The sequence below is a fragment of the Tistrella sp. genome (assembly GCF_002684955.1).
Lineage (GTDB): Bacteria > Pseudomonadota > Alphaproteobacteria > Tistrellales > Tistrellaceae > Tistrella > Tistrella mobilis.
On the sequence record NZ_NYWI01000029.1, the window covers coordinates 15,555 to 41,402 of the forward strand.

Genomic DNA, 25,848 nt, shown 5'->3' on the forward strand with positions numbered 1-25,848 from the left:
TACACGCCGTTTACATCAATCCGCTATGACGAGAGCGTGACACCCCCCGAAATGCGGGGGCCGGGTGGCAGCGCCGCCCGTGCACCTCGCGAGTGTGAGTACGCTCTGACCATGATCAATGTCGGATCGATCCGCGGCCGCCGGAGCCGCCGCCCTGCTTCCCGTCTGCCTGCTTCCCGTCTGACCGCGGCCCTGGTGGCCGGCACCGCCCTGGCGGGCGGGCTGGCCGCCCTGGTGCCCGCCGGCCCCGCCCGCGCCGACCAGCCGGGCGGCATCATGAATTCGGTGGACATGATCGGCGCCCGCGCGCTTTGGGAGCGCGGCATCACCGGTCAGGGTACCGTGGTGGTGGTGATCGACAGCGGCGTCGAGACCAGCCATCCCTTCCTTGAGGGCAAGGTGGTCGACGAGGCCTGCGTCGGCATTTCAGCCGGTGGCCAGACCGGTGATTGCGGCGGCGGTGCCGATTTTGCGACCGGCGAGGGGACGGCGACCCCCGATTATGACGATCCGGACGCCAATCACGGCACCCATGTCGCCGGCACGATCGCCGGCAACAATGGCGAGGCCTATGGCGTGGCGCCCGATGCGAAGATCGCGGCGATCCTGATCAAGAGCCCGGATGGCGGGGACGAGGAAGACGGCTGCGGCGAGGGCGACCCCGACTGCACCGGCGCGCTCAATGACGGCCTGACCCGTGCCTATTCCCACGTGATGGAGCTGGCGCAGCAGTACCGGGTCGTTGCGGTGAATATGAGCCTGGGGGCCGGTGAATATTCCGGCGTCTGCGACGAGCAGACCCCCGGCGGTGCGGCACTTTCCGAAGCCTTCCAGACGGCCCAGGCCTCGGGCATCGCCAATGTCGTGGCCTCGGGCAACGAGTACCACACCACCACCGTCTCGACGCCCGCCTGCCTGACCGGGGCCATTCCGGTGGGCGCGGTGGACAGCGACGAGATCATCGCCGTGTTCTCGAACCAGTCGGAACTGGTGGAGTTGATGGCGCCGGGCGTCGGGATCGTCTCGTCGGTGTTCAACGGCGAATATGACGAGATGGACGGCACCTCGATGGCGACGCCGCATGTGGCGGGCGCGATCGCGCTGCTGGCCTCGGCCTCTCCCGGTGCCTCGGTCAACGAGATCTATCAGGCCCTGGCGCTGACCGGCAAAGAGGTCACCTATGACGATGCGACCCTGACCGAGCGGGTGGACGAGCAGGGCCAGCCTCTGCCCGAGAAGCTGGTTTTCCGCCTGATCCAGGTCGACAAGGCGGCCTTCCTGCTGATCGCGAGCCGGGCCGACGCCATGACGCTGGCGGCGACCTCCGACCGCGGCCGGGTGATGGGCACGACCTTCCGGAACCTGGTCGGCGAGGATTTCGCCACCGATCCGCTGACCGTTTATCGCGCGCTCGACGTGGTCGGCCGCTCGGGCATGGACGGCGCGCTGTCGCAGCTCAGCCCCGACCGCAACACCGCCACCGCCGAGGCGACGCTGGCCCTGCTGGGCGAGATCGGCCGGACGGTGTCGGCACGCCTCGGCGCCGTGCGCCAGGGCGGTGCGGGCGTGACCGCAGCCATGGATGCGCCGCGCCAGTTCGCGGCCGCCGCCACCGTGATGGCCGATGTAACCTCGGGCAGTTCCAGCCTGGCCTCGCTCGCCCGCCTGCCGGGCATGGAGGGTGGTGAGACCGGCGGCTGGGTGCGCGGTTTCGGCCAGTGGCTGGATCGGGACGCGACGGCAGAGCGCTATGGCTATCGGGCGAGCGGCGGCGGTGTGATCGCCGGTATCGACACCATCGTCGGCGAGGGCTGGCGGGTCGGCGGCTTCACCGCCTATGGCCGCAGCAGCACGAAGACCGATGGCGGCCTGGGCGAGGGCACGGCGGATCTGGCCACCCTCGGCGTCTATGGCGGCTATACCAAGGATCGCTACCACCTGGATGGGTCGCTCTCGGTCGGCTATGGCTGGAGCGAGACCGACCGCGTGATCGCCCTGCCGGGCCTGCTGCGCACCGCGAAGGGTGAGACCGAGGGTCTGACCGTGCAGAGCCGGATCGCGCTGGGCGCCACCTACGACGTCTCCGGCTGGTCGGTCGGTCCCGAGGCCTGGGTCGGCTATACCGGCCTGCAGCAGAAGGGCTATACCGAAACCGGCGCCGGCAGCCTGAATGCGCGGGTCGACGAGCTGTGGCTGGGCGAGGTCGGCACCGGCCTCGGCGTCACGGTCGGCCGCGGCTTCGACCTGGGTGGCCCGGTGCTGATGCCGGCGGTGACGCTGGGCATGGGCTATCGCAGCCCCACCGGTGACGACAGCATGACCGGCGTGCTGGGCGGCACGGCGGCGGGTGCCTACAACCTGGATCTGGCGCGCGAGAACGAGCTGACCTTCGACCCCGTGGTCGAGGCGGTGCTGGCGGTCGACGGGTCGACCAGCGCCTATGCTTCGTGGCGTGGCCGCTTTGGCGACGGCGTCGCCGACCAGGCCGGTACGGTGGGCGTGCGCATCACCTGGTGATCGCGGACGTTCAGCGACGACGACAAGACGAAGGGCCGGACGAGCGATCGTCCGGCCCTTCGTTCTGAGTGATCCGGTGGCAGGCCGTCAGGCGGTCTGGCGGGCGCGCATGTCGAGCACGGTCAGCCGGCCGTTTTCGGTAACCGCGGCCAGCCAGTCGCCATCGTCGCTGATCGCGATATCGACGACCGGGCTGCCCGAGGGTTCGGTGATCGGCGCACCGGTGCCGGCCCCCGGCACCGCCACCACCAGCCCGTGATCATAGCCGATCATCAGGGTCGGCGATTTCGGATGCCAGAGCACCGCCGTCACCCCCGTGCCATAGGGCTGGGGGATTTCGGTCGGGGCCTTGCCTTCGGGGCCGGTGCGGCCGGCAAAGGACCAGACGATCACGTTCGACGAGCCGCTGGTCGCCAGCATCCGGCCATTGGGCGTGAAGGCGAGGCTGCGCACCTTGGTGTCATAGCCGGCCATGCGCAGCTTGTGGCCATCGGCCAGGCGCCAGGCATTCAGGGTGGAATCGCCGGTGGCGGCGACCAGCCAGTCGCCATCGGGCGAGATCCGCCCGCCGATCAGCTGACCCTCGACCGGCAGCCGTTTGGGCGACTTGCCGAACGAGGCCGTCCACCAGAGCGTCACCCCGTCGCCATGGACCACGGCCAGCCGCTTGCCCTTGGGATGGAAATCCAGCCCGGTGACGGTGCGCGGATGATCGTCGCCATCGCCGGTGATCCGGCCCTGGCGGTCGATCAGCACCACGCGCTTGCCCGCCGCCGCCGCGCGGAGGCCGCCCTGAGGCGACGTCGCCACGGCTTCCACCCAGCGCCGCCCCAGCTCTGCCAGCACGGTGACGCTGCCCTCGGCCGAGACCGAGGTGACCTTGCCGTCATCACCGCCGGTCAGGAAGGCGCCGGCGCCGATGTCGCGGGCGAAGGACAGCACCTGGCCCTTGTGGGCCTGAACCGCCGAGCCCAGGGTGAAGCCGTCATTGCGCCGGAAGATCCGCACACTGCCGTCGCCCAGCGCCACGGCCAGGGCTTCACCCTTGCGATCGAAGGCGAGACCCACGGCCGGGGCGTCGAGATCCTCGCTGCGCCGGCGCGATGCCAGGCGGCTGAAATAGCTGTCGGGTGCGGGGGTATCAAGCAACGTTGCCATCGAACCCCCGCTTCAGCTCGGCGGCATCCAGGTCGCGGCCGATCATCACCAGACGGCTGCGCCGGGTCTCGCCCTCCGCCCAGGGGCGGTCGAGCGTGCCTTCCGAGATCATGTGCACGCCCTGCAGCACGAAGCGCCGGTTCTGCCCGGCGAAGTTCAGGATGCCCTTGAAGCGCAGGATGTCCTGCCCCCTGGTCATCAGCAGCATGCTGAGCCAGCTTTCGAACAGCGTCTTGTCGAGCGGCTGGTCGGTGGTCAGCGACAGGCTGGAGATCGACAGGTCGTGGTCGTGGGCCAGCACGCCGGGTGTCGCGGGGGCGTGATCGTGGTCATGATCATGGTGGTCATGCCCGTGATCGTGCCCATGATCATGATCGTGATGATGGTGGTGGCCGTCGCCCTCGGTCAGGAAGTCCGGCTCCAGCGCCAGCGCCCGCTTCAGGTCGAAGGCGCCGCGGCCGAGGATGGCATCCAGGGCCACATTGCTGCGCTCGGTGCGGTGGATCTGCGCCAGCGGGTTCAGCCGGCGGATGGTGGCTTCCACCCGCGCCAGCGTGTCGGCATCGACCAGATCGGTCTTGTTCAGCACGATGATGTCGGCGAAGGCGACCTGCTGGGCCGCTTCCGGCGCATCGACCAGGCGCTTTTCAAGGTTCAGCGCGTCGACCACCGTCACCACGCCGTCCAGCTGGGTGCGGCTGGCGATGTCGCGGTCCAGGAAGAAGGTCTGGGCGACCGGTGCGGGTTCGGCAAGGCCGGTGGTCTCGATCAGAATGCCGTCCAGATTGCCCGAGCGCTTGAGCAGAGCGCCAACGATCCGGATCAGATCGCCGCGCACCGTGCAGCACAGGCAGCCATTGTTCATGGTGAAGACTTCCTCGTCCGCGTCCACGACGAGGTCGCCGTCGATGCCGATCTCGCCGAACTCGTTGACGATGACGGCATATTTGCGGCCGTGCTGTTCGGTCAGGATGCGGTTGAGCAGCGTGGTCTTGCCGGCACCCAGGTAACCGGTGAGCACGGTGACGGGAATCTTTTCCATGAGGTCCTCGGACGGGAGGGAATGGTTCAGGCGTCGGATATGGCAGGTCCGGAGTGGCGCGCCAAGAGCCGGGTGCGCGTCGGGGGCAAAAGCATAGCACCCGTGCGGGGGCCGTATACAACCGGCTTGTGATCCGTGCCGGCCGGGAGCTTGCGGCTGCGACGAAACCCGACATCGACGAAACCCCGCCGTGCAGCGTATGTTTCCCGAAGATCGTCACCTTCGGGAGCATCAGGATGACCGACACCCGCAGCACGCGCCGGATCGCCCCTCGCGCAGCCCTGGTTCTTGGCGCCGCCCTGGTTTCTGGTGCCATGCTGTCCGGTGCGCCGGCCCCGGCGGCAGCGGCAGCGGCAACCACGACATCGGCGCCGGCGGCAGCGGTGCTCCAGACCCCCGATTTCGTGGCACAGCTGGGCTATGTGGAAGGCCATCTGCGGGTCGGCGGCGCGCTTTACGCCGATGGCCGGCGCGAGGAGGCCCTGGTTCATTTCCGCCACCCGGCGGCGCATATCTATCCGCTGATCGCACCGTCGATCGCAGCCCGCGGCATCGCCGGCTTCGATACCGAACTGGATGCGGTGCGCGCGGCGGCCGAAGCCCAAAAGCCTGCGGCCGAGGTTTCGGCGGCGATCGACGCGGTGATGGCGAAGCTGAAGGCGGCCGCCGGTTCGGTGCCGGTCGAAGAGCGCCGCGACATCCATACCGGGCTTAAGGTCGCGAGTCTGATGCTCGACACCATCGCCGCCGAATACGGCCAGGCGATCAGCGGCGGGCGGATCACCAATGCTGCCGGCTATCAGGACAGTCTGGGCTTCATGCAGGTGGTGATCGGCATCCTGCGCCAGGCCCAGCTGCGTTTTCAGCAGGCCGATCCCGATCGCTGGAAGGCGGTGGCGGGCGATCTGCGCCAGCTGGCCCGGGCCTGGCCGTCGCTGGTGCCGCCGGCCGAGCCGGCGCTGTCGGCCGGCGAGGTCGAGGCGCTGACCTCGCGCCTGCGCCTGGCACTCGACGGGTTCTGAGGGCCCGGATGAAGACCGCTCATCGCGACGACAGCCGGCCCAGGGCCCGCCGGCGGCCGAAACGGCGCCCCTGGCTGGCGCTTGCCGCCATTCTGGTGCCGCTGGCGGCCGCGGCGGTGCTGGCGCTGGTCCGCAGCCTGCCCTGAGTCGATCAGCCTGAGCCGGGCAGCCTGAGCCGGGCAGCCTGAGCCGGTCAGCCGGCGGCTTCGGCCGCCAGCCAGATCCCGCCGGCCATGAGCGCCAGCCCCGCCCCGATATCGATGCGGGCCAGGCTGCGGGCGCCGAGCCTGCGGCCGAAGCGGCTGCCGGCCGCCGACAGCATCACCCACCAGCCGAGCGAGCCGAGGAAGACCCCCGTCGCCAGGGCGGCCGGCACCAGGGGCCCGGCACCCGCCGGTGTGGCACCGAGGCCGAGCCCGGCGAAGAGGCCCGCGAAACTCGCGATGGTCATCGGGTTGGAGAGGGTGAGCAGGAAGGCGCCGAGCACATCGCGCCCCGCCCGGCCGGTACTGGCCGCAGGGCCGGCATCGCCACTGGCGAGCACGGCCCAGCCGCGGCGGACCGCCCCCAGGCCGATCCAGAGGATCAGCGCGGCCCCGGCCAGCCGCGGCCAGAGCGGATCGATCGCCGCCACCCCCAGCGCCGCGCCGAGGCCGAAGGCCGCAATCACCGCATAGACGAGATCCGCCGCCGCCACCCCGAAGCCCGAGGCGAGGCCGGCTGTGAAGCCGCCGGTCACCGCGCGTCTGAGGCAGAGCAGGCCGACCGGCCCCACCGGGGCCGCGACCGCAAGGCCGAGCGCCATGCCGCGTAAGAGCGCATCGAGCGGGGTCATGGCGTCACCTCGGGCGGCAGATCGGAGAGAGGCATGTCGGGGAAGGGGGAGGGGGCGCCGTCATCCTTCGGCGACGAGAGGGCGATCATGCTGTGGCTGCGGACGAGCGCGCCGGTCGCCTTCAGCCGGCCGAGCAGGGCTTCGAGGCCGGCGATGTCCGCGACCCTCACTTTCAGCAGATAGGACCAGTCACCGGTGACGTGGTGGCATTCCAGCACCGCCGGATCGGCTTTCAGCATCTCGACGAAGGCGGCTTCGACCGCAGGGCCCCCCAGCGCCACGAACACGAAGCCCAGCACACCCCGGCCGATGGCCGCGGGGTCGACGCGCAGCGTCATGCCGCGAATGACCCCGCGTTCGGTCAACCGGCGCACGCGATCGTGGGCGGCAGAGGTAGAGAGGCCCGCAGCCTGCCCCAGCTCGGCCATCGGCGTGCGGGCATCGGCCTGGAGCCGGGCGATGATTTTCCGGTCGGCGTCGTCGAGCATCGGATCACGTCCTGAGAAATTCATATTAATCGGGATTGTATTCGTATTTTGTGGGAATGGGAAGATATCATCCTGAAAATTACCGCATATGGTGAATGCCATCCCGGGTCAGGCGATTGGTTTTCTGGTAATGAGAATGAGTTGCAATTGCGTAAGACTCCGTTTAGGTTTCGGCGTGTGAGGCGGTTGCGACATGAGGTCGCGACCGCCCCCCCTAGAGCCAGCCACCCAGCATGGGGGCCGTTCCGCCGTTTGGTCGCGCTGCGGCCGGGGTGGCCCCCATGCCAGGCAGCCAGTGCCCGCTCCCGGGCGTGGCGCCGCGCCCCGTTCGGGAGCGGCACTGCGCCCGTCCGGTCATAAGAACCGCCGTGAGAAGGCTTGGCCCCGTGTCGTTCTACGTTCTAACCAATCAGGGCATCGCCCGCCGCCGCCTGTCGGCGCTCGGCCTTGTGCTTGCCGCCGGCACCGCGCTTGCCGCCGGTACCGTGCCCCATCATGCCCGTGCCGCCGATGCTGCCGCCCCGGCAGACGAGATCCAGCTTGCCGCCGGCCGGGCGCCGATCGAACTCGATCCGGTAACCGTGCTCGGCACCCGCACCGAAAAGACCGCGAGCGAGGTGCCGGCCTCGATCGGTGTCGTCGGGCAGGAAGAGATCAAGATCCGCCAGGCCGATGATCTGGGCGATCTGGTCGACGACATGCCCGGCGTGGAGATGTCGGGCGGCCCGCGCCGCACCGCCATGCAGCCGGTGATCCGCGGCCTGACCGGAGAGCGGGTGGTGCTGCGCGTCGACGGCGCGCGCCAGAATTTTGAAAGCGGCCATCGTGGCCGGATCTTCATCGACCCCTCGCTGCTGGAGCGGGTGGAAGTGCGGCGCGGCCCCGCCTCCTCGCTCTATGGCAGCGGCGCAATCGGCGGCGTGATGGAGGTCGACACCCTCAGCCCCGGCCGGTTCCTGGAAGACGGTGAGCCCTGGGGCGGCGAGGTCGGTGTCAGCTGGGAAAGCAATGGCGACGGTTTCGGCGCCCATGCGATCGGTGCGACCCGGCTGGGTGCCAATGCCGAAGCCCTGGTCGGCATCACCGGCTTCGATGCCGACGATCTTGAGAACGGGTCGGGTGAGACCATCCCCTATACCGCCGACGAGGTTCGCAGCGGCCTGGCCAAGCTGGTCTTCCGGCCGGCCGAAGGCCACGAGCTGACCGCCTCCTACCTGCAGTTCCACGACGACCACATCATCCCGTCGGCGGCCAATACCAACACCAACAGCATCATCGTCGACCGCAAGACCGACCAGAAGACCATGACGCTCGGCTGGCGCTTCGACGGCAACGGCAACCCCTGGTTCGACCTGGATGCGAAGGTCTACCGGACAGAGACCGCCCTGGAAGAGCGCCGGACCGATACCGGCCGCTTCGACGAGACCGATCTTGCGACCACCGGCATCGACATCGCCAATACCAGCCGCTTCCAGTTTGGCGGCTTCGGCAGCCATGCCGTGACCTATGGTGTGGAGGCCTATCGCGACGAGCAGGACGGCAAGCGCAATGGTGATGCGCGGCCGCAATATCCGGATGCGCAGCAGGATATTTTCGGCCTGTTCATCCAGGACGAGATCGTGTTCTTCGAACGCCTGACCTTTACGCCGGGCGTGCGCTACGATCGCTTCGACCGTGAGGCCGATGGCCTGGACAGCAAGTCCGACGATGCCGTCAGCCCGTCGATCTCGGTCGCCTATGCGGTCACGCCCTGGCTGAAGGCCTATGCCAGCTATGCCGAGGCCTTCCGCGCGCCCTCGCTGACCGAACTCTATGCCACCGGCGAACACTTCCCGGGCAACAACTTCGTGGCCAACCCGGATCTGCGGCCCGAGACGGCGAAGAACAAGGAGATCGGCCTGACCCTGTCTGAGGCGGATGTCCTGACCTCGGGTGACCGGCTGACCGGCCGGGTTGCCGCCTTCCGCAATGATGTGGAAGACTTCATCGAGATGCAGGTCCGGTTCGACAGCTGGCCGGGAACCACCACCCGCAGCAATGTCCAGGACGCGCGGTTGGAAGGTGTGGAATTCGAACTCGCCTATGATGCCCCGCTGTGGTTCGCGACCTTCGGCGCCGCCCGCATCCGCGGCGACGACCGGACCGAGGGCGATCCGCTGGGCGGGCTGCCGGGCGACAAGGTGTCGCTGGGCGGCGGCCTGAAGTTCATGGGCGGCGACGTGGTGACCGGCTGGCGCATGGTCGCCCATGACCGCCAGGACCGGATCGCCAATGGCGAGACAGTGACCCCGGGCTATGCCGTCCATGACGCCTGGATCAGCTTCCAGCCGTCGGATGGCGGGCTGCGCGGGGCGCGCTTCGACCTGGCCGTCGACAATGTCTTCGACAAGACCTATCGCCAGGCGCTGTCGGAACTGGACGATCCGGGACGGACCGTCAAGCTGACCGCCGCCTATCGCTTCTGATCCGACCCGCCGTTCTTAGCGGAACGACCCGACAAGGACCGCCGATCATGCACACCGAACCCGCGGACGTCCGTATCGAGGCCGAGAGCGGCCAGCGCTCGCAACCGCGTACCGGCCCGGGCGGGCCGGCCAGCCTGGACAGCCATGCGCTGCTCGGCGCCGCGGGGGAGGTGCTGATCGCGCATTGCGGCGAGACCTACCGTCTGCGCCGTACAAGACAGAACAAGCTGATTTTGACCAAGTGAGGCGAATGAGATGACCATGCCCTCCATCGATCAGAGCGCCGACCTTGCCGCCCGCCGCGCGGCCCTTGCCGCGGCCGAGCCGGGGCTGCGCGTCCGCGACCAGGCGGCCCGTCTGGGCGTGTCGGAAGGCGAACTCGTGGCCTCCGGCATCGGCGGCAACGTCATCCTGCTGGATGCGGAGCCGGGTGATCTGATCCGCGCCGTGGAAAGCCTGGGCCCGGTGATGGCGCTGACCCGCAACGAGCATGCGGTGCACGAGATCGTCGGCACCTATGGCAATGTCTCGCTCGGCGCCCATGCCGGCCTGGTGATCAACAAGCCGATCGACCTGCGCCTGTTCCTGAACCGCTGGTTCGCGAGCCTGGTGGTCGAGGAAGCCCGCGGCGACACGAAGCTGTCCAGCCTGCAGTTCTTCGACCGCCATGGCGTCGCCATGCACAAGATCTATCTGCGCCCGGAAAGCGACCGTGCGGCCTGGGCGGCGCTGATCGAGGCGAAGCGTGCCGCCGTGCAGGCGCCGCCCGCCTTTGAACCGGCGCCCGAGGCCGACGGGATCCCCGCCGAGGCGCCGGCCGGCTTCGATGCCGGTTCCTTCCTGTCGGATTGGGAACATCTGGCCGATACCCACGACTTCCTGCCGATGCTGAAGCGCCATGGCGTGTCGCGCCCGGCGGCGCTGAAGCTGGCCGAAGGCCGCTTTACCCGCCGGCTGAGCCAGGAGGCCTTCCGCGCGGCGCTGGAGGCTGCGGCGCGCGATCAGGTGAAGATCATGATCTTCGTGCCCAACCCGGGCTGCATCCAGATCTCGGGCGGGACCATCCAGCGCGTGGAGCCGCGCGGGCCCTGGATCAACATCCTGGATCCGGGCTTCAACCTGCATGTCCGCGAGGACCATATCGCCGCCGCCTGGCAGGTCGACAAGCCGACCGTCGACGGCACCGTGACCGCGGTCGAGCTGTATGACGAGGCGGGGGAGCTGTTCCTGATCATGGTCGGCGTGCGCGAGACCGGCGTGCCGGAGCTGCCCGAATGGCGCGCCCTGGTTCATGCCCTGCCGGGGGTGACCGGCTGATGCGCCCGGCCGACCTGAACCGGCGGTGGTTCCTGGCGGGCCTGGCCGCGCTGGGGGCCGGCGGCGCCGTCTCCGGCCTGGTCGGCCGGGCCGCCTTTGCAGCAGATGCCGCCGCATCGGACCGGTTTGTGACCATCGGTGCCGCCGTGACCGAAACGGTCTGGGCGCTGGGGGCAGGGGATCGCATCGTCGCGGTCGATACCACCAGCCAGAGCCCGGCCGAGGTGATGAAACTGCCCAAGGTCGGCTATATGCGCACGCTGGCCGCAGAAGGGCTGATCGCCACCGGTGCGACCCGGGTGATCGCCGATGACGGCGCCGGCCCCGCCTCGACGCTCGATCAGGTGCGTGCGGCCGGTATCGATGTGCGGATGATCCATTCCGCGACCCGGATCGACGAGGTCGAGGCGGCGATCATGGCCGTGGGGAAGGCTGTCGGGCTGGAAGGCCCCGCGGCCGAACTCGGCCGGACGGTCACCGCCGAACTCGCCAGCCTGGCCGCGGCGGCCGAGACCCGCGCGCATCACCCGTCGGTGATGTGCGTGATCGGCATCGGCAATTCCGGGCTGATGGCTGCCGGCCGCGACACCGCGGCCGCGGCCGTGATCCGGCTGGCCGGCGGCCGGAATGCCTTTGACGAAGTGGCCGACTACGCCCCGGTTTCGGCCGAGGCGGCAGCGGCGGCGGCGCCCGAGGTGCTGATGATGCCGGAACATGCCATCGCCCGCATGGGCGGCCGCGAGGCCATTCTGAACCTGCCGCAGCTCAGGCTGACGCCTGCCGCCCTGGCGGGGCGGCTGCTGGCGATCGACGGCCGGGCACTCGCCGGGCTCGGCCCCTCTACCGCCCGGATCGCGACCGGCTTCGCCGCCGGGCTCGACAGGGCAGGGGTCTGACATCGTGGCGGTCGTGACCGACCAGGCGGCCGTGCCGCCGGCGATCGACGGCATCGTCGATGCCCGGGCGCGCGCCCGGCGGCGCATGGGCGCGGCACTGGTGATCGCGCTTCTGGCGGTGGCGGTCGCGGCACTCGCGACCGGGCCGCTCGCCATCGCGCCGGCCGATTATCCGGCGGTGGCGCAGGCGCTGATGGTCCGCTTCGGCTGGATCGATCCGGCCGCGGTCGACATCGCCCGGGCCGATCAGGTCAAGGCGGCGGTGCTGATGGATATCCGCCTGCCGCGGCTGATCCTGGGGCTGATGGTGGGCGGCGTGCTGGGCCTGTCGGGTGCCGTGCTTCAGGGGCTGTTCCGCAACCCGCTGGCCGATCCGGGGCTGATCGGTGTGTCGTCGGGGGCCGCACTCTTCGCGGTGGCGGCGATCGTGCTTGGCCATGCGCTGGTGCCGGCGCTGCCCGACTGGGCGGCCGCGGCGATCGTGCCGGTGGCCGCCTTCTGCGGTGCTATCGCCGCCACCATGCTGGTCTGGCGGCTGGCCGGCGGGGCTGCGCTGGATGGGGCAGCGGGAGGGCAGGACATGTCGCTGCTGCTGCTGGCCGGTGTGGCGATCAGCGCGATCGCGGCGGCCGGCGTCGGCCTGTTTTCGTATATCGGCGACGACCAGCAGCTGCGGGAACTGACCTTCTGGGCCATGGGTGGCCTGGGCGGGGCACGCTGGGGCTTGATCTGGGCGCCGGCCATCGCCATCGCCATTGCGGCCTGGCTGCTGCTGCCGCTGGCCCGGCCGCTGGATGCCCATGCGCTGGGTGACCAGGACGCCTATCATCTGGGGATCGACGGCACAAGGCTGCGGCGCCGGGCGGTGATCGGCGCGGCGCTGGGTGTCGGTGCCGCGGTCGCGGTCTCCGGCACGATCAGCTTCGTGGGGCTGGTGGTACCGCATCTGGTGCGGCTGGCCGTGGGCCCCGCCCATCGCGGCGTGCTGCCGCTGTCGGTGCTGGCCGGTGCCGTGCTGCTGGTCGGCGCCGACCTGCCGGCGCGGCTGGTGGCTGCCCCCGCCGAACTGCCGATCGGCATCGTCACCGCCCTGATCGGCGGGCCGTATTTCATTCATCTGCTGCGCGCCCGCATCCGCGGTGGCGGCATCTGATCCACCGGAGGGCCCCGATGCTGAGCCTGACCCGCGTCACCTGCCGCCGTGGCGGCCGGACCCTGGTCGATGAAGCCGATCTGGACATTCAGCCGGGGCGCCTGGTCGCCATCCTGGGCTGTAATGGCGCGGGCAAATCCACCCTGCTCGGCCTCGCCACCGGCGCAATCCGGCCCGATGGCGGGCGGGTGGCGCTGGATGGGGTGTCGCTGGAGCGGATCCCGGCCGGGAAGCTTGCCCAGAGGCGGGCGGTGATGGGGCAGGCCGACATGCTGGGCTTCGCCTTCACCGCGGCCGAGGTGGTGGCGCTGGGGCGGGCGCCCTTCCGCGGCGTGGCGACGCCGGACGAGGATGCGGTGGCGATCCGCCAGGCGATGGCGGATACCGGCATCGGGCCGCTGGCCGATCGCATCGTCACCCGGCTGTCGGGCGGCGAGCGCCGCCGGGTGCAGCTGGCGCGGACACTGGCCCAGGCAGCGGGCTGCCGGGCCGAGCCGGGCACCCGCGCCCTGCTGCTGGACGAGCCCAATGCCGCGCTCGACATCGCCCGCCAGCGCGATCTGGCGCGGGTGATGCGTCAGGCGGCCGATGGCGGGCTGGCGGTGGCGGCGGTTCTGCACGATCCGGATCTGGCGGCGGCGGTCGCCGACGAGGGGGTGCTGATGCGGGCCGGGCGGATCCTGGATCGCGGCGCGCCCGCCCGGGTGCTGACGGCGGCGGCGCTGGATGCCGTCTATGACGTGACCGCCCATGTGGTGCTGGACGGCACCACCGGCAGGCCGCGGATCGGCTTCAGCTGGCTTTGAGCCGGGCCGCCCCTCAGGCGACGGCGGCACCGGGCAGGCTGGCGGTGGCTGGGCGCCGGCGCGGGTCCAGCACCAGGGTCAGGCGCTGCGGCCGGCGGAAACCTTCGCCGGTGATGGTGGGGTCGCAGTCCTCGGCGGGGCGGATATCCTGAAACCCGCCGGCCAGGCGGCGCAGGGCTTCGGCGATGATCGCCGAGGCGAGCGGCCGGCCCGGACAGGCATGGCGCCCGGCCCCGAAGGACAGCACCGGCACCGGCGGCCGCCCGGGCAGGAAACGCTCCGGGTCGAAACGATCGGCCGCCTGGAAGACGCTTTCATCGCGATTGGCACTGGCCAGGAAGACACGGACCGAGGTGCCGCGCCGGACCTCGATGCCGCCCAGCATGGTATGGCCGCGCACGAAGCGGGTGGTGTCGTGCTGGGGCGGCTGGAAGCGCATCACCTCCAGCGCGAAACTGTCGGCCAGGCTGGGCTCCACCGCCAGGCGGTCGATCAGATGACGATGATCCAGCAGCACCGCCAGCGCATTGGCGATGGCCGAAAGCGGGGTTTCGACGCCGGCCGCCATCATCAGCAGCATCAGCCGCATCAGCTGGGTGCGCTCCAGTTCCGAGGCCATGCGCTGTACCCTGAGGGCCAGCGCCGCCGGGCGCGGCGACAGCCCCTCGTCGATCAGCCGGCCGATTTCGGCTTCGAGCGCCCGGCGGTCTTCGACCACATCGCCCAGATCGACATCGGCGGTTTCGATATAGCGGCTGACCCGCGACAGATGCCGTGCAAGCCGGTCGCCGGTTTCGGCATCGATGCCGAACAGGCCGCGGATGACGCCCCGGGCGATCGGCTCGGCCAGGGCCGCGACCGCATCGACCGGCCGGCCCGCCGGCAGGCCCGATATCGTGGCGCCGATGATGCCCGGGGCAAGCCCGGCCACCGCCGCGGCCACGCCCTCGAAGCCCAGCAGATGCTGGGCGGCGCGGCGCTGGGCAAGATGACGGGCGCCATCGATGTCGAGCAGGGTTTCCCCGAAGGCCTGGCGGGTACGCTTGAACGGGTATTCGACGGTGAAGACCGGGTCGGTCAGCACCCGCATGACATCGGCATGGCGCACGACGCAAAGCTGGCCCAGCCGGTCCGACCACCAGACCGGCCGGTCGCGGCGGGCGCTGGCATAGGCCGGCCAGGGATCGGTGCGGAAAGCCGCGCTGCCGAAATCGATCGGCTCGGCCTGGCCACCATTTCCGGCCTTATTGCCCTGTCCGATCATGGTCATCGGTGCCCCCGCACGGATCTTTCATCCCCCGTCATGGTTCAAGACTAGCATGAACTGCCGCATCGCAACACGCGTGGGACCATCGGTCATCATATGGGGTGGTCGTATCGGCCCGCCAGAGGACGTGACGTCGCGGGGAGCCGTGCGGCCGGGAAATTGAACTGTCATGGGCCGGCCTGCGCCCGGGACTTGCCGTTGCGGGGCAGCCGCTGCCTAATCAGGGCAGGCGTGTCGCTGCGGACACCGCCCTCCCGCCTGCGGCCGACGGGAAGAAAGTCATAGAAAGACGTCGTCGAAAGACGTCGTAGAACGAAAAGGGGTCCTGCCTATGAAGCTGATCGACGAATTCCGCGTCTTCGCGGTCAAGGGCAATGCCTTCGACCTGGCGGTGGGCGTCATCATCGGTGCCGCCTTCGGCGCCATCGTCACCTCGCTGGTCAACGATGTGATCATGCCGCCGATCGGCTATCTCACCGGCGGCATCGATTTCACCGACATTTTCATCAATCTGTCCGGCGGCGACTATCCAAGCCTGGCGGCCGCCAAGGAAGCGGGCGCCGCCACGATCAATGTCGGCGTCTTCCTGAACCGGGTGATCAGCTTCCTGATCGTCGCCTGGGTGCTGTTCCTGCTGGTCCGGCAGATGAACCGCCTGAAGCGCAAGGAAGAAGCCGCCCCGACCGTTCCGGCCGCCCCGCCGCCGCCGGCGCCGGAACTGCTGGTGCTGCAGGAGATCCGCGATCTGCTGGCGTCGGAGCGCGGCCAGCCAAAGCCCTGAGCGGCCTTCAATCGTCGCCCAGCGCCGCAATCAGCCCGGCGCCCCAATCAGCCCGGTGCCTTGAGCACGCCGACCAGAGGCGGGGTGGCGGTGGCGGCGCCGATCGCCTCGCCTGCGACCAGATCGGCGCCGGCCGCGGCCGCCATGTCGAGCCGCTCGTCATCGTCGACGCCCAGGATGTAGAGGCGCAGGCCCGCGCGCTGCACGCTCAGCCCCAGGGCTTTCAGCGCCTGCGGGGACATGCGCACCTCCGGCGTGAGGCTGCCGGTCACCAGACTGGCAGCCTGCCGGGCTGCTGCATCGGCGTGGCGACCAAGATGGATGCCCGTGCGACGGATGCCGGCCGCGGTCGCCGCCTCGAAGCGCCGGTGATCCAGTTTGATGCGCATCAGCACCATGCGGCAATGCGGGCGGATCGGAGCGACCATCGCTTCCAGCATCGACGGTGCCACATCCGGCGGACAGCCCACGATCTCGGGCGCGATCCGTGCGCCGCTCTGATCGGCGGCGGCGGCCAGCCTGCCTGCATAGACCATCCGTCGCGCCGTGGGGGCCAGGGTCTCGAAATGCACCGACAGGGTGACGAACGTTCTCCGCCCCTGGCGTTGTGCCTCCGTGAGGTCGGCGGTCGCCCGCTGCAGGCAATAGAGATCGAGCTGGGCGATGTCCACGGCATCGGCCTGCGGTCCCAGAACGGCATATCCCCGCAGGACGGCAGTGTTGCGCTTCAGCTTTGGGCGGAGCATTCCGGCCGCGACCCGGCCGTGAACCAGAGAGACCACAGGCCGATAGTCGCAATCCAGATGGGCCTGCACGCTCTCGTCAGGCTTTGATCCATCCCCTGCTGGCATCTCGGTGGGTGGGGGCGTCGTCGGCTGGTCGAGATCGCGCATGGGCTGCCAGAGCGGCCCGAGTGCCGCTCGTGCCGTTTCGGCAGCTATGGCGCGCAGGTCTGGCAGGGGAGCATGGATCGGTGCCAGTGGCGGCGATGATGGCGGGACCGGCACCCGGCTCGACGGCGGATCTGCCGGAGACCGTGTCCGATCGGGCTCGGAGAGTGAGGCCACGAGATCGGCAATCTGCACGGCGGTAAATCTCGGCTCTTCACCCTCCAGCCCATCCGCGACGGATATGGCGGGCCAGGGCCCGGCATCGTCCCCGCCGAACGCGAACCGGGTAATCTCGGCGGCCGCCCCGGCGGTGGCGGCCAGAACCATGTCGGGCGTGCGGTCGGGCGCCACAGCGATCAGTGCCAGCGGGCCGTGGGGCAGGATCACCGCCGTCTGGCCCAGCCGCCTGCCCAGGATTGCGGAGGCGGCGGTGCGCACCCTGGCGGCGGCCGCCGGCCACCGGTCGCCCAGCCGGTCGGCGATCGGTTCCAGCGACAGCCGGACCACCCGGCCGGCCATCGCCGCCGGGCGGGCCTTGAGCAGGCGGCTGACCTCTGCTTCCACCTGACGACGGACCTGTTCCAGCCGTTTCAGGTTCTGCCGGTCGTCGTCGGCTTCGGCGACGGCCGCGCTCGATCGGGCCGGCGCGGCGGTATCGCTGGTCAGAAGATCTCGAACCCAGTGCAGCAGATCCATGATGCCTCGCAGGACGCGGGAGAGTCCGACGGCAAGGTCAGAATGCCAGGGGGAGAGCGGAAGGGTAGATGTCGGATGGAGGCGACCGGACCATGTTAAACCTTTTCGTCATCCGGAAGACATGGTTGTGCAGCTTTTCAGTGCAAGGTGGTCGATTTCAATAACAAGGTTACCACATGATATGTTGCATGAAATGCACAACTGTGGCAGTTCTGTCGGAAGCTGATGCCCAAGCTGATGACAGGCGCCCCGTCAACCCCCATAGTAAAGGGGACGGAAGATGCATGCTCGGTATCTGTCACAACGATGGTGCCGGCTGAATCAACTGCGCGGACGCGGACTGATCCATACGGTGGACACTTGCCGTATGACGTTTCGGCCGCTATGACGGTTGCAGACCCCCCCTGAACCGGTGGTGCCACCTTTGCGGGTGGCGCGGTTGGGGGCGGAACGTGGCCGACGGCGGTGAAAGGCCGGCGGAAACCGGACTGCATCGGTTCCACCAAGACGAAGATCCGTCTACAGGAGATCGACGAGCGATGACCCGCAAGCTGACGGTGGCCGCGATGGCCGTCGCATTCTGCGCCCTCCCTGCCTTCGCATATGCGCAGGATGTCGCCAGTGAGATCGCGCTCCGGCGCGGTGGGGAGCCGGGCTGGTATGGCTCGCTGCGCGGCGGCGCGAATATGGAAACCGACACGAGCTTCACCTCGGGCCTTGCCGGCGGCAAGATCGAGCAGGAGTTCAAGACCGGCTTCGGCGTGCTTGGCGCGGTCGGTTATGATTTCGGGCGCGTCGCCCAGTGGGGCGGCTTCCGCACCGAACTCGAAATCGGCTATCGCCAGAACAACATCGACAACCACACCGTCGGTGGCGTGGACCAGCCGGACAGCAACGGCAAGTCCAAGGTCTGGTCGGGCATGCTGAACGTCTATCATGACTTCTACCTGCCGGCCTCGCGCCTGACCCCGTATCTGGGTCTGGGTGTTGGCGGCGCGTATGTTGAGGCCGATGGCTATTCGGCCGACGGCTCGCCCCCCCTGCTGGACGATGACGACACCGTCTTTGCCTATCAGGCGATGCTGGGTGCGTCCTATGCCCTCAGCCCGTCGATGTCGCTGATCGGCGAGTACCGCTATTTCGGCACCCAGGGCGTGGAGCTGACCACGACCGCCGCCGACGGCGCGCGCACCAGCAGCGACAGCTATGGCTCGCACAACGTGATGGTCGGTCTGCGCGTCAACTTCTGATCCGCACCCTCCGTTACGACGGCTTGTCCGGCCCCGGCCGGCAAACCTGCTTCGGAACCGCCCGTGCCTCTGGTACGGGCGGTTTCGTCGTCTCCGGGGGAGGCGGCTGCGGCACCATGACATATCTCTGCCACTGGTGAGCCGGCGGGCAGGGTGCCATATATGCAGCGATGGCGGAGGGGGTGCGGCCCGCACCCGGCGCGACCCCGCCCGGTCCGGCCCCGACCCGTTATGCCGGGGCGACAGGTACAGCGGATGACCGATCCCATGATGCCGCAGACCCGCCGCCGGCGCCTTGTCCGGCCGCTTATCGTGATCGCCGGTCTTAGTCTGGCGCTGGCCGCCTGCGCCGGGCCCACGCCCTATCAGCCGCTGCTTCACGGGCAGGGCTATGCCAATCAGCGGCTGGAAGCCAACCGTTTCAGGGTCAGCTTTGCCGGCAATTCGGCCACGCCGCGTTCGGTGGTGGAGGACTATCTGCTCTATCGGGCGGCCGAGATCACGACCACCACCGGCAACGACTATTTCCTGGTCGTGAACCGCGATGTGGAACCCCGCAATCGATATACCTATGACGCGCCCCCGGTCTGGGGCTATGGGTATGGCTGGGGCGGGCGCGGCAGCGGATATGGCCTGGGCCTGTCGACCGGCACGGCCGAACCCGATACCCGCTATACCGCCTGGCTTGAGATCCTGGTCTTCTCGGGCCCCCGGCCCGCCGATCCCAATGCCTATGACGCGCGCGAGGTGATGGGGGCCATCGGCCCGGAATTGCGGCGCCCGGCCCGGAGTTGAGGCCGGCAGGGCAGGCGGGTTGTGCGTTGCGGCAGGATCATTCCGCGAATGATTTGCAATCGCTTAAATCTCGGTGTAGCGTCGCACGCGATGTCCTGACGACCGGAGGATCTCCGTGCGATGACCGGCGAACCCATCACCCCTGAGACCGCTGCACCCGGCACTGCGCCGGCGGCCGTAACGGCCGCGCCTGCGCCCGTGGCCGGATCCGAACCCGGAAGCGGTGCGCCGGGGGCGATGCACAGCGCTGCTCCTGCATCCGTGACGACCGCTGCGGTGCCTGATGGCGCACCGGCGGCGGCCCCGGTTTCTGCGCCGGCCACTGATGCCGGCACGGTGGCCCCGGCTGCGCCGCCGCCGGTCGCTCCGGTTCAGGCGGTCCCGGTACAGGTCACTCAGACACAGGCAGCCCAGGCTCCCGCGTCTCAGACGCCGGCTGCACCGGCCCCTGCCGCGCCTGCCGGTGCTGCAATGCCGGGTGCGGATACCGCCGGGACCACTGGTGCAACCAGGGCGGATGGTGCAACCTCGGGCGCGACTGACGGCGCGGCCGCCGGCGACGCGATTACCGCCCTGCCGGGCATGACCCAGCCCGGCGATACCGTCGCCACCACTGAAGCCGATGGCGGCACCGGGTCGTCGACGCTGGATCTGCTGATCGCCGGCGGCCCGATCGTGGGCGTGCTGGGGGTGCTGTCGGTGATCGCGACCGCGATCATCCTGCTCAAGATCTGGCATTTCCTGAGCGCCGGCCTCGGCAATGGCCGCAAGCTGGCCCGGGCGGTCGACCGCGCGGTGCGCGAGGGGCCCGAGGCCGGGCGCGCGGCGCTGGACGGGGTGACCCATCCCGGCACCGACGTGATCCGCACCGTGCTCGACGGCCGCCTGCATGGCGTGCCCGAGCCGGCCCTGCGTGAAGAGGCCGAGCGGATCGGCCTGGAGCGGGTGGAAAGCCTGCGCAGCCATCTGCGGGCGTTGGAGCTGATGGGCGGCATCGCGCCGCTGCTGGGCCTGCTCGGCACCGTGCTCGGCATGATCACCGTGTTCCAGACGCTGGAGACCGCCGGTTCGGCGGTGGACCCCTCGCAGCTGTCGGGCGGCATCTGGGAGGCGCTGCTGACCACGGCGGTCGGCCTGATCGTCGCCATCCCCTGTGTCGTCGCCCATGCCTGGCTGGACCGGCGGGTGGAGCGTGCGGCCCATGTGATCGAGGATTCCGCCACGCGGCTGTTCGTCTCGCGCGACATGATCCGCCAGGCGGGCGACGTCCGGCGGCCTGCGGCCATCCATGGCGGCGGCATGGCCCCCGATCTCCGGACCGCCCGCGCGGCCGGCCCATCCGCCTGATCGGCCGGCACGGGAAGCACATCTCATGCGCCTGACCCGCAGCCGCCGTCGTCATGGCCTGGCCATCGGCCTGACGCCGCTGATCGACGTGGTCTTCATTCTGCTGCTGTTCTTCATGCTCGCCTCGTCGCTGGCCGACTGGCGGGTGCTGGAGGTGGTGATGCCCGAGGCCCGGCCTCAGGCAACACCGCCGCCGCCGTCGTCGACCGTCCGCAACCTGGTGGTGGTTGCCGTGGCCGCCGATGGCGGCCTGTCGATCGACGACGAGGCGGTCACCCCTGAAAGCCTTGCCCAGCGCCTGACCGCCCGTGCCGCGGCCGACCCCACCCTTCGGGTGCATGTGCGGCCGGTGGAGGCTGCCCCCATGCAGGCGGTCGTCTCGGCGCTTGAAGCGGCCGGACAGTCGGGTGCGGCATCGGTGGAGGTGCGGCCGCGATGAGACTGCGCCGGCAACGCGCCCCCTATAACAGCGACGACGCGCTGATCCCGCTGATCAACGTCGTGTTTCTGCTGCTGGTTTTCTTCATGGTCGCCGGCACCATCACCGCGGGCGATGCCTTCCGGGTCGAGCCGGCGCGGATCGCGGCCGAGGCGCGCAAGGAAGCCGCCGAGGGGCGGCGTGTGCTGCTGGTCGGCGCCGACGGCCGCTATGCCTTCGATGGCGAGACCTTCGACCGCGACGCGCTGGGCGAACACCTGGCGCGCGCGGTGCAGGCTGCCGCCGATCGCGGCCAGGCTTTGCAGCCGCTGGCGGTGAAGACCGATGCCGCGGCACCGGCGGGGGCGGCGATCGCCGCGACCGAAGCGGCAAGGCTGGCGGGCTTCCCGGGCGTGGTGCTGCTGGTGCAGCGGGTGCCGAAATGACGCAGCGCAAACGGCAGTCGGCGGAGGCGCCCGGCGGACGGGCGGTCACCGCCGCGGTGATGGCGGCGCTTGCCCTGCATGGCGCGGGCGCGATCTGGCTGCTGAACCAGCCGGTGGAGCCGGCCGGCATTCCCGGCGAGGTCGCGATCGTGATCGGTTTCGGCGGCGCCGGTGGCGATGGCGGCCAGGGCGGCGAGGGCGGTGGCGTGGCCACGCCCGATGCCCCCGATGCCGCGCCCACGGACGAACCGGCTGCGGCCGCCGCCCCCGACGCCACCCCTCCTGACACCGTTGTCGAAGAACCGCCGCTCGAGGAACTGGAACCAGAGCCTGAGCCCGAGCCCGAGCCCGAGATCGTGCAGCTGCCGGAGCCCGAACCGGAGCCCGAGACGCCGCCGGTTGAAGAGGCGCCTGTCACCCCGCCGCCCGAGCCTGACCCGGTTCCGGAGCCTGAGCCCGAGCCGGTCCCGGAACCAGAACCCGAGCCGGAGCCGGAACCCGAGCCGGAACCGGAGCCAGAACCCGAGCCGGAGCCCGAGCCGGAACCGGAACCCGAGCCGCAGCCGACCCCGCAGGAGGTGCGGCAGATGGCGGCGGTGATGCCGCGCGCCAAGCCCACCCCGCCGCCGGCACCGGTGAAGCCTGCGCGCCCGGCACCGCGGCCGGCGCCCCAGCCGACCGAGGCGCCGAAGCCGGCCGCCGGTGCCGAAGCCGAAGCGCCCGAGACGGGCCCGGCGGGCACTCAGGCGGCGGGTATACCGGGGCGCCTGGCCGGTGCGGCCGGCGTCGCAGGGGCGGCAGGTCTGCCGGGCGGTGGCCAGGGTGGCTCCAACGGCGTGGCCGACCCCAAGGAGGTCGACCTCTACAACGCCCGGATCATGGCCTGGCTGGAACGGCACCGGCGCTATCCGCGATCGGCCCAGCTTCGCAACCAGCAGGGGACGGTGCAGCTGGAGTTCACCATCGATGGCGCCGGACAGGTGGTGTCGTGGCGGATCGTGCAGCCCTCGGGCATTTCCTCGCTGGATCGCGAGACCGAGCGGATGATCGAGGCAGCCTCCCCCGTGCCGGCACCGCCGCCCGAGATGCTGGATGGCGGGACCAAGACCTTCGTGATCCCGATCGTCTTCCGGCTGCGCTGAGCGGTCTTCCCGCGCCGCCGACGCGCCATCCGACCAGACAAGCGAAACCCCCGGCAGCACGGGCTCTGCCGGGGGTTTCCTGCCTCCGGCCCCGGCCGCCGGGGAGAGCCGGCGACGGCGGGGACGGGATCCGGGATGGTGGTCAGAGGTCAGGCATGCTGGCCGGTCTTGGCCGCCAGCAGCTGGGCCTTGGCCGCCTTGCGGGCCGCACGGGTCTTGCGGGCGGGCAGGGCGGCGATCAGCGCCATCCCCAGGCTGGAGCCGTAATTCGCGGCCTGCAGCAGCATCAGCGCCACCCAGAACCGGCTTTCGACGAAGGGCGCATAGACGATCGAGATGCCGATGGCGACACCCACCAGGGCCACCGCCAGGATGGTTTCGGCGCGGGCCATCTGGAAGGCCTGCATCACCGCCGGCTGATTCTCCGCCTTGGGCGTGCGGAAGAAGGGCAGATGTCTGGTGATCAGACCGTAGAGCACGGCCGTGCCGATGGTGAAGCTGAGGCTGAGACCGGCAAGGCAGGCGCCCAGCCGCTGGCCGATGGTGCAGTTCACGCGGCCCTGATAGAGGCCGATGATGTGCATGGTGCGGATCGCGAAGCCGGCAAGCGCCGGGACGACGAACAGCGAGGAGGGCAGTTCCACGATCGCCGGGAAGGCGATGGCCAGCGCACCCCACAGAACCGACAGCACGGCGATGATCAGACCCAGGGCATCAGCCGCCCAGCCGGCCCAGCCGGCCAGGAAGTGATACTTCTGCATCGGCTTCAGCGCCGAGCGCTTGCGGCCCATGATATAGCCCAGATGGCCGCGCATGATCTGCATGCCGCCATAGGCCCAGCGGAAGCGCTGCTTCTTGTAGGCCATGAAGCTGTCGGGGGTGACACCCCAGCCGAAGCGGTGGTTCGAATAGACCGAGCTCCAGCCGTTCTCCATCAGGCGCAGGCCAAGTTCGGTGTCTTCGCAGATGCACCACTCCGACCAGCCGCCGACACTCTCCAGCGCCTTGCGGCGGATCATGGTCATGGTGCCGTGCTGGACGATCGCATCGTGATCGTTGCGCTGAACCATGCCGATGTCGAAGAAGCCGGCATATTCCCAGTTGGTCGCGGTCTTGAAGGGATGCTCCTGCCAGTCGCGATGATCCTGCGGCGACTGGACGAAGCCCACCTTCTCGTCGGCGAAATGCGGCGTCATCTTCCGCAGCCAGTCGGGCGAGACCACGTAGTCCGCGTCGATGACCGCGATCACCTCGGAATCCTCGGCCGTGTGGCGCAGCGCATAGTTCAGCGCACCGGCCTTGAAGCCTTCGAGCGGGGCGACGTGGAAGAAGCGGAAGCGGGGGCCGAGTTCGGCGCAGATCCGCTCCAGCGGCCGCCACACGGCCTCGTCCTTGGTGTTGTTGTCGATGACCAGGACCTCGAAGTCCGGGTAGTCGAGCCGCGAGAGCGCGACCAGGGTCTCGCGCATCATCTCGGGCGGCTCGTTATAGGCCGGCACGTGGATCGAGACCTTGGGCAGGCGGTAGCCTTCGGGAGCGGCTTCCACCGGCTCGCTCGGCCGGCGACGGCCGCGGGCGAACAGGACCTCGACGAATTCCAGCGTCTGGGAGAGCAGCAGGATGACCAGCATGCCCATCAGCACCGCGAGCACGCCGCCCGCGACCGCACCCGAGACGTCCATGTACTGGACGGCGAAGCGATAGCCGACCCAGGCGACCAAGGCCGCCGCAGCCTGCACCAGCACCACGAAGGAGAGCCGGCCGGTCCACGACATGTCACGACGACGTGCCAGGAAGGTGAGGTTCAGCGGCAGGGCGATCAGCGCCGCGGCCAGCGCGATGGCAGGCCAGGCCGGCAGCGGATCGACCGGACCGGTCAGGTCGAATTTCGGCTGACGGTCGGCATTCCAGTAGCCCCAATAGGCACCGACGCCACCCTCGTCATACCGCTTCCACGGCTGGTCGAAGGCTTCCATCAGGTAGAAGTTGATGCCTTCCTTCCTGGCGCGCGCGACCAGCTGGCGGATGAACCTGGCTTCTTCGCCAATCGAGGGCACGGCCTTGTTGAAGGCACGGCCATCCGACGGCCAGCCGGCCTCGGCAACCAGGATCGGCTTGCCCGGATACATCCGCTTCAGGCGGTTGTACATAGCGACCGTGTGGTCGATCGACTGCTCGACGGTCAGGCCTTCCCAATAGGGCAGGATATGGACCGCGAGGAAGTCGGCGGCACGGCCGAGTTCGGGATGTTCAAGCCACACATGCCAGGGCTCTGCGGTCGACACCGGCTGGCGGACCTGACTCTTCACCTGACGGATGCGGGCGATGATCTGTTCGGGCGTCTGGTCGGCGCGCAGGATCGCCTCGTTACCCACCAGCACGCGGGTGACGTTGGGGTTCCGGCGGGCGCCCTGGACCAGGGCCTCGATCTCGCGATCGTTCTTGGCCTCGTCCTTGTCCAGCCACGAGCCCATGGTGACCTTCAGGCCGCGCTCGCGCGCCAGGGCCGGTACGGCCCCCTGGATGCCGAGGGCCGAATAGGTCCGGATCTCGCGGAACCGGGTGGCGACCAGCGCCAGATCTTCCCGGACCTGATCGACGGTCGGCTCCTCGCCGGCCTTCGGATCATTCTCCGGGCGAAAGGGTGAATAGGCGGCGCCGAGCAGGGGCTCGGTCACTGCGGGCAATTCCCGCTCGTGCTGATTGGGGAGGGCCCAGAAGGCCACGTTGCCAAGCGCGATGACGGCCGTGACGGCAATGGCGCCGATCCAGCCGCGCGTCTTGCCGCGCGTCTTCTTGGTCGGTTCAGCAGGCATGTCGTTCGGCACGATCTTGCGTCCCAAGTGATGCCACGGAAAAACGGCGCGCCCCGGAATGGAGTGCGCCACGAGCCAACCATTTGTCTTTTGAGTGCACTTGAAGGCTGCGCCCGCTGATCTCTTTCGATCACCGGACGGAACGACAGGCGTCTTTTTAGACGGCTTGCGTCGTTCCTTCCACTTCCAGCTTTACCTCAAAGGAAACCGGGCTTCGCCACGCCCGACCTGTCCTCGTTTCTTTTTTAGTTCCGACGCAGCCCCGCGTCGGTTACGAGTTATATATGCTCCGCCCCGGGCC

The 25,848-nt window shown here is 69.5% G+C and carries 23 protein-coding genes; 16 read left to right on the forward strand and 7 right to left on the reverse strand.

Translation table 11 applies throughout. From position 1 onward, the window contains the following. Positions 1–111: 111 nt before the first annotated feature. Positions 112–2,517 carry a S8 family serine peptidase gene (locus CMO28_RS07120; RefSeq protein WP_296711690.1) on the forward strand — a complete coding sequence of 802 codons (2,406 nt, stop codon included), beginning with the start codon at positions 112–114 and terminating at the stop codon, positions 2,515–2,517. An 87-nt stretch (positions 2,518–2,604) separates the two neighbouring features. On the opposite strand, the gene CMO28_RS07125 is transcribed toward CMO28_RS07120, so the two are convergent. Together CMO28_RS07125 and CMO28_RS07130 are read right to left on the reverse strand one after the other, a co-directional pair. Next, positions 2,605–3,675: a WD40 repeat domain-containing protein gene (locus tag CMO28_RS07125; RefSeq protein WP_296711692.1), complete on the reverse strand. Its 1,071-nt coding sequence runs from the start codon at positions 3,673–3,675 to the stop codon at positions 2,605–2,607. Further along, positions 3,659–4,717 (reverse strand): CobW family GTP-binding protein, encoded by a 1,059-nt coding sequence (locus CMO28_RS07130; protein ID WP_296711694.1) that lies wholly within the window; start codon positions 4,715–4,717, stop codon positions 3,659–3,661. Before CMO28_RS07130 ends, CMO28_RS07125 begins: the two co-directional genes overlap by 17 nt. Before the next feature lie 236 nt (positions 4,718–4,953). On the opposite strand from CMO28_RS07130, the gene CMO28_RS07135 reads away from it, so the two are divergent. Both CMO28_RS07135 and CMO28_RS07140 read left to right on the forward strand, forming a co-directional pair. Continuing rightward, positions 4,954–5,739, forward strand: coding sequence for a hypothetical protein (locus tag CMO28_RS07135; RefSeq protein WP_296711700.1), 786 nt, complete (start codon positions 4,954–4,956; stop codon positions 5,737–5,739). Between the two features lie 8 nt (positions 5,740–5,747). Further along, positions 5,748–5,885 (forward strand): hypothetical protein, encoded by a 138-nt coding sequence (locus CMO28_RS07140; RefSeq protein WP_296711708.1) that lies wholly within the window; start codon positions 5,748–5,750, stop codon positions 5,883–5,885. A 47-nt stretch (positions 5,886–5,932) separates the two neighbouring features. Here the strand turns inward: CMO28_RS07140 and CMO28_RS07145 are convergent, their stop codons facing one another. Beyond that, entirely contained in the window at positions 5,933–6,574 is a 642-nt protein-coding gene (locus CMO28_RS07145) for a LysE family translocator (RefSeq protein WP_296711711.1), read from the reverse strand. Then, positions 6,571–7,062: an Lrp/AsnC family transcriptional regulator gene (locus tag CMO28_RS07150; protein ID WP_296711714.1), complete on the reverse strand. Its 492-nt coding sequence runs from the start codon at positions 7,060–7,062 to the stop codon at positions 6,571–6,573. The genes CMO28_RS07145 and CMO28_RS07150 overlap by 4 nt, the downstream gene beginning before the upstream one ends. A gap of 386 nt (positions 7,063–7,448) precedes the next feature. On the opposite strand from CMO28_RS07150, the gene CMO28_RS07155 reads away from it, so the two are divergent. Genes CMO28_RS07155 through CMO28_RS07180 form a run of 6 tightly spaced genes read left to right on the forward strand, consistent with a single transcriptional unit; the run spans position 7,449 to position 13,699 of the window. Beyond that, the gene (locus CMO28_RS07155; RefSeq protein WP_296711719.1) at positions 7,449–9,527 is read left to right on the forward strand and encodes a TonB-dependent hemoglobin/transferrin/lactoferrin family receptor; all 2,079 of its coding nucleotides are present in this window, start codon (positions 7,449–7,451) and stop codon (positions 9,525–9,527) included. Between the two features lie 47 nt (positions 9,528–9,574). Then, positions 9,575–9,772 (forward strand): hemin uptake protein HemP, encoded by a 198-nt coding sequence (locus CMO28_RS07160; RefSeq protein WP_296711722.1) that lies wholly within the window; start codon positions 9,575–9,577, stop codon positions 9,770–9,772. A 10-nt stretch (positions 9,773–9,782) separates the two neighbouring features. Continuing rightward, positions 9,783–10,844, forward strand: coding sequence for a hemin-degrading factor (locus CMO28_RS07165; protein WP_296711724.1), 1,062 nt, complete (start codon positions 9,783–9,785; stop codon positions 10,842–10,844). Further along, positions 10,844–11,740: a heme/hemin ABC transporter substrate-binding protein gene (locus CMO28_RS07170; RefSeq protein ID WP_296711726.1), complete on the forward strand. Its 897-nt coding sequence runs from the start codon at positions 10,844–10,846 to the stop codon at positions 11,738–11,740. The genes CMO28_RS07165 and CMO28_RS07170 overlap by 1 nt, the downstream gene beginning before the upstream one ends. A 4-nt stretch (positions 11,741–11,744) precedes the next feature. Next, positions 11,745–12,893, forward strand: a complete 1,149-nt coding sequence (locus CMO28_RS07175; RefSeq protein WP_296711729.1) for a FecCD family ABC transporter permease — start codon at positions 11,745–11,747, stop codon at positions 12,891–12,893. Positions 12,894–12,910: 17 nt separating this feature from the next. Then, positions 12,911–13,699: an ATP-binding cassette domain-containing protein gene (locus CMO28_RS07180; protein WP_296711732.1), complete on the forward strand. Its 789-nt coding sequence runs from the start codon at positions 12,911–12,913 to the stop codon at positions 13,697–13,699. Positions 13,700–13,712: 13 nt separating this feature from the next. On the opposite strand, the gene CMO28_RS07185 is transcribed toward CMO28_RS07180, so the two are convergent. Beyond that, positions 13,713–14,969 carry a cytochrome P450 gene (locus CMO28_RS07185; RefSeq protein ID WP_296711736.1) on the reverse strand — a complete coding sequence of 419 codons (1,257 nt, stop codon included), beginning with the start codon at positions 14,967–14,969 and terminating at the stop codon, positions 13,713–13,715. Positions 14,970–15,297: 328 nt separating this feature from the next. On the opposite strand from CMO28_RS07185, the gene mscL reads away from it, so the two are divergent. Next, on the forward strand, positions 15,298–15,747 hold the full coding sequence (mscL, locus tag CMO28_RS07190) for a large conductance mechanosensitive channel protein MscL (protein ID WP_062767190.1): 450 nt from the start codon (positions 15,298–15,300) through the stop codon (positions 15,745–15,747). Positions 15,748–15,794: 47 nt separating this feature from the next. On the opposite strand, the gene CMO28_RS07195 is transcribed toward mscL, so the two are convergent. Next, positions 15,795–17,333: a hypothetical protein gene (locus tag CMO28_RS07195; protein WP_296711741.1), complete on the reverse strand. Its 1,539-nt coding sequence runs from the start codon at positions 17,331–17,333 to the stop codon at positions 15,795–15,797. 539 nt (positions 17,334–17,872) lie between these two features. Here CMO28_RS07195 and CMO28_RS07200 point away from each other — a divergent pair. From CMO28_RS07200 to CMO28_RS07225, 6 genes are all read left to right on the forward strand, one after another. Beyond that, entirely contained in the window at positions 17,873–18,583 is a 711-nt protein-coding gene (locus CMO28_RS07200; protein ID WP_296711744.1) for an outer membrane protein, read from the forward strand. Positions 18,584–18,850: 267 nt separating this feature from the next. Beyond that, positions 18,851–19,378, forward strand: coding sequence for a CC0125/CC1285 family lipoprotein (locus CMO28_RS07205; RefSeq protein WP_062767183.1), 528 nt, complete (start codon positions 18,851–18,853; stop codon positions 19,376–19,378). A 471-nt stretch (positions 19,379–19,849) separates the two neighbouring features. Next, positions 19,850–20,725 (forward strand): MotA/TolQ/ExbB proton channel family protein, encoded by an 876-nt coding sequence (locus CMO28_RS07210; RefSeq protein WP_296711747.1) that lies wholly within the window; start codon positions 19,850–19,852, stop codon positions 20,723–20,725. A gap of 25 nt (positions 20,726–20,750) precedes the next feature. Continuing rightward, entirely contained in the window at positions 20,751–21,164 is a 414-nt protein-coding gene (locus tag CMO28_RS07215; protein ID WP_296711750.1) for an ExbD/TolR family protein, read from the forward strand. Beyond that, complete coding sequence (locus tag CMO28_RS07220) at positions 21,161–21,589, forward strand: ExbD/TolR family protein (RefSeq protein WP_296711752.1); 429 nt, start codon at positions 21,161–21,163, stop codon at positions 21,587–21,589. Before CMO28_RS07215 ends, CMO28_RS07220 begins: the two co-directional genes overlap by 4 nt. Further along, positions 21,586–22,731 carry an energy transducer TonB gene (locus CMO28_RS07225; protein WP_296711753.1) on the forward strand — a complete coding sequence of 382 codons (1,146 nt, stop codon included), beginning with the start codon at positions 21,586–21,588 and terminating at the stop codon, positions 22,729–22,731. The genes CMO28_RS07220 and CMO28_RS07225 overlap by 4 nt, the downstream gene beginning before the upstream one ends. Before the next feature lie 149 nt (positions 22,732–22,880). Here CMO28_RS07225 and CMO28_RS07230 read toward each other — a convergent pair whose 3' ends face one another. Then, on the reverse strand, positions 22,881–25,547 hold the full coding sequence (locus CMO28_RS07230) for a glycosyltransferase (protein ID WP_296711755.1): 2,667 nt from the start codon (positions 25,545–25,547) through the stop codon (positions 22,881–22,883). Positions 25,548–25,848: the final 301 nt, after the last annotated feature.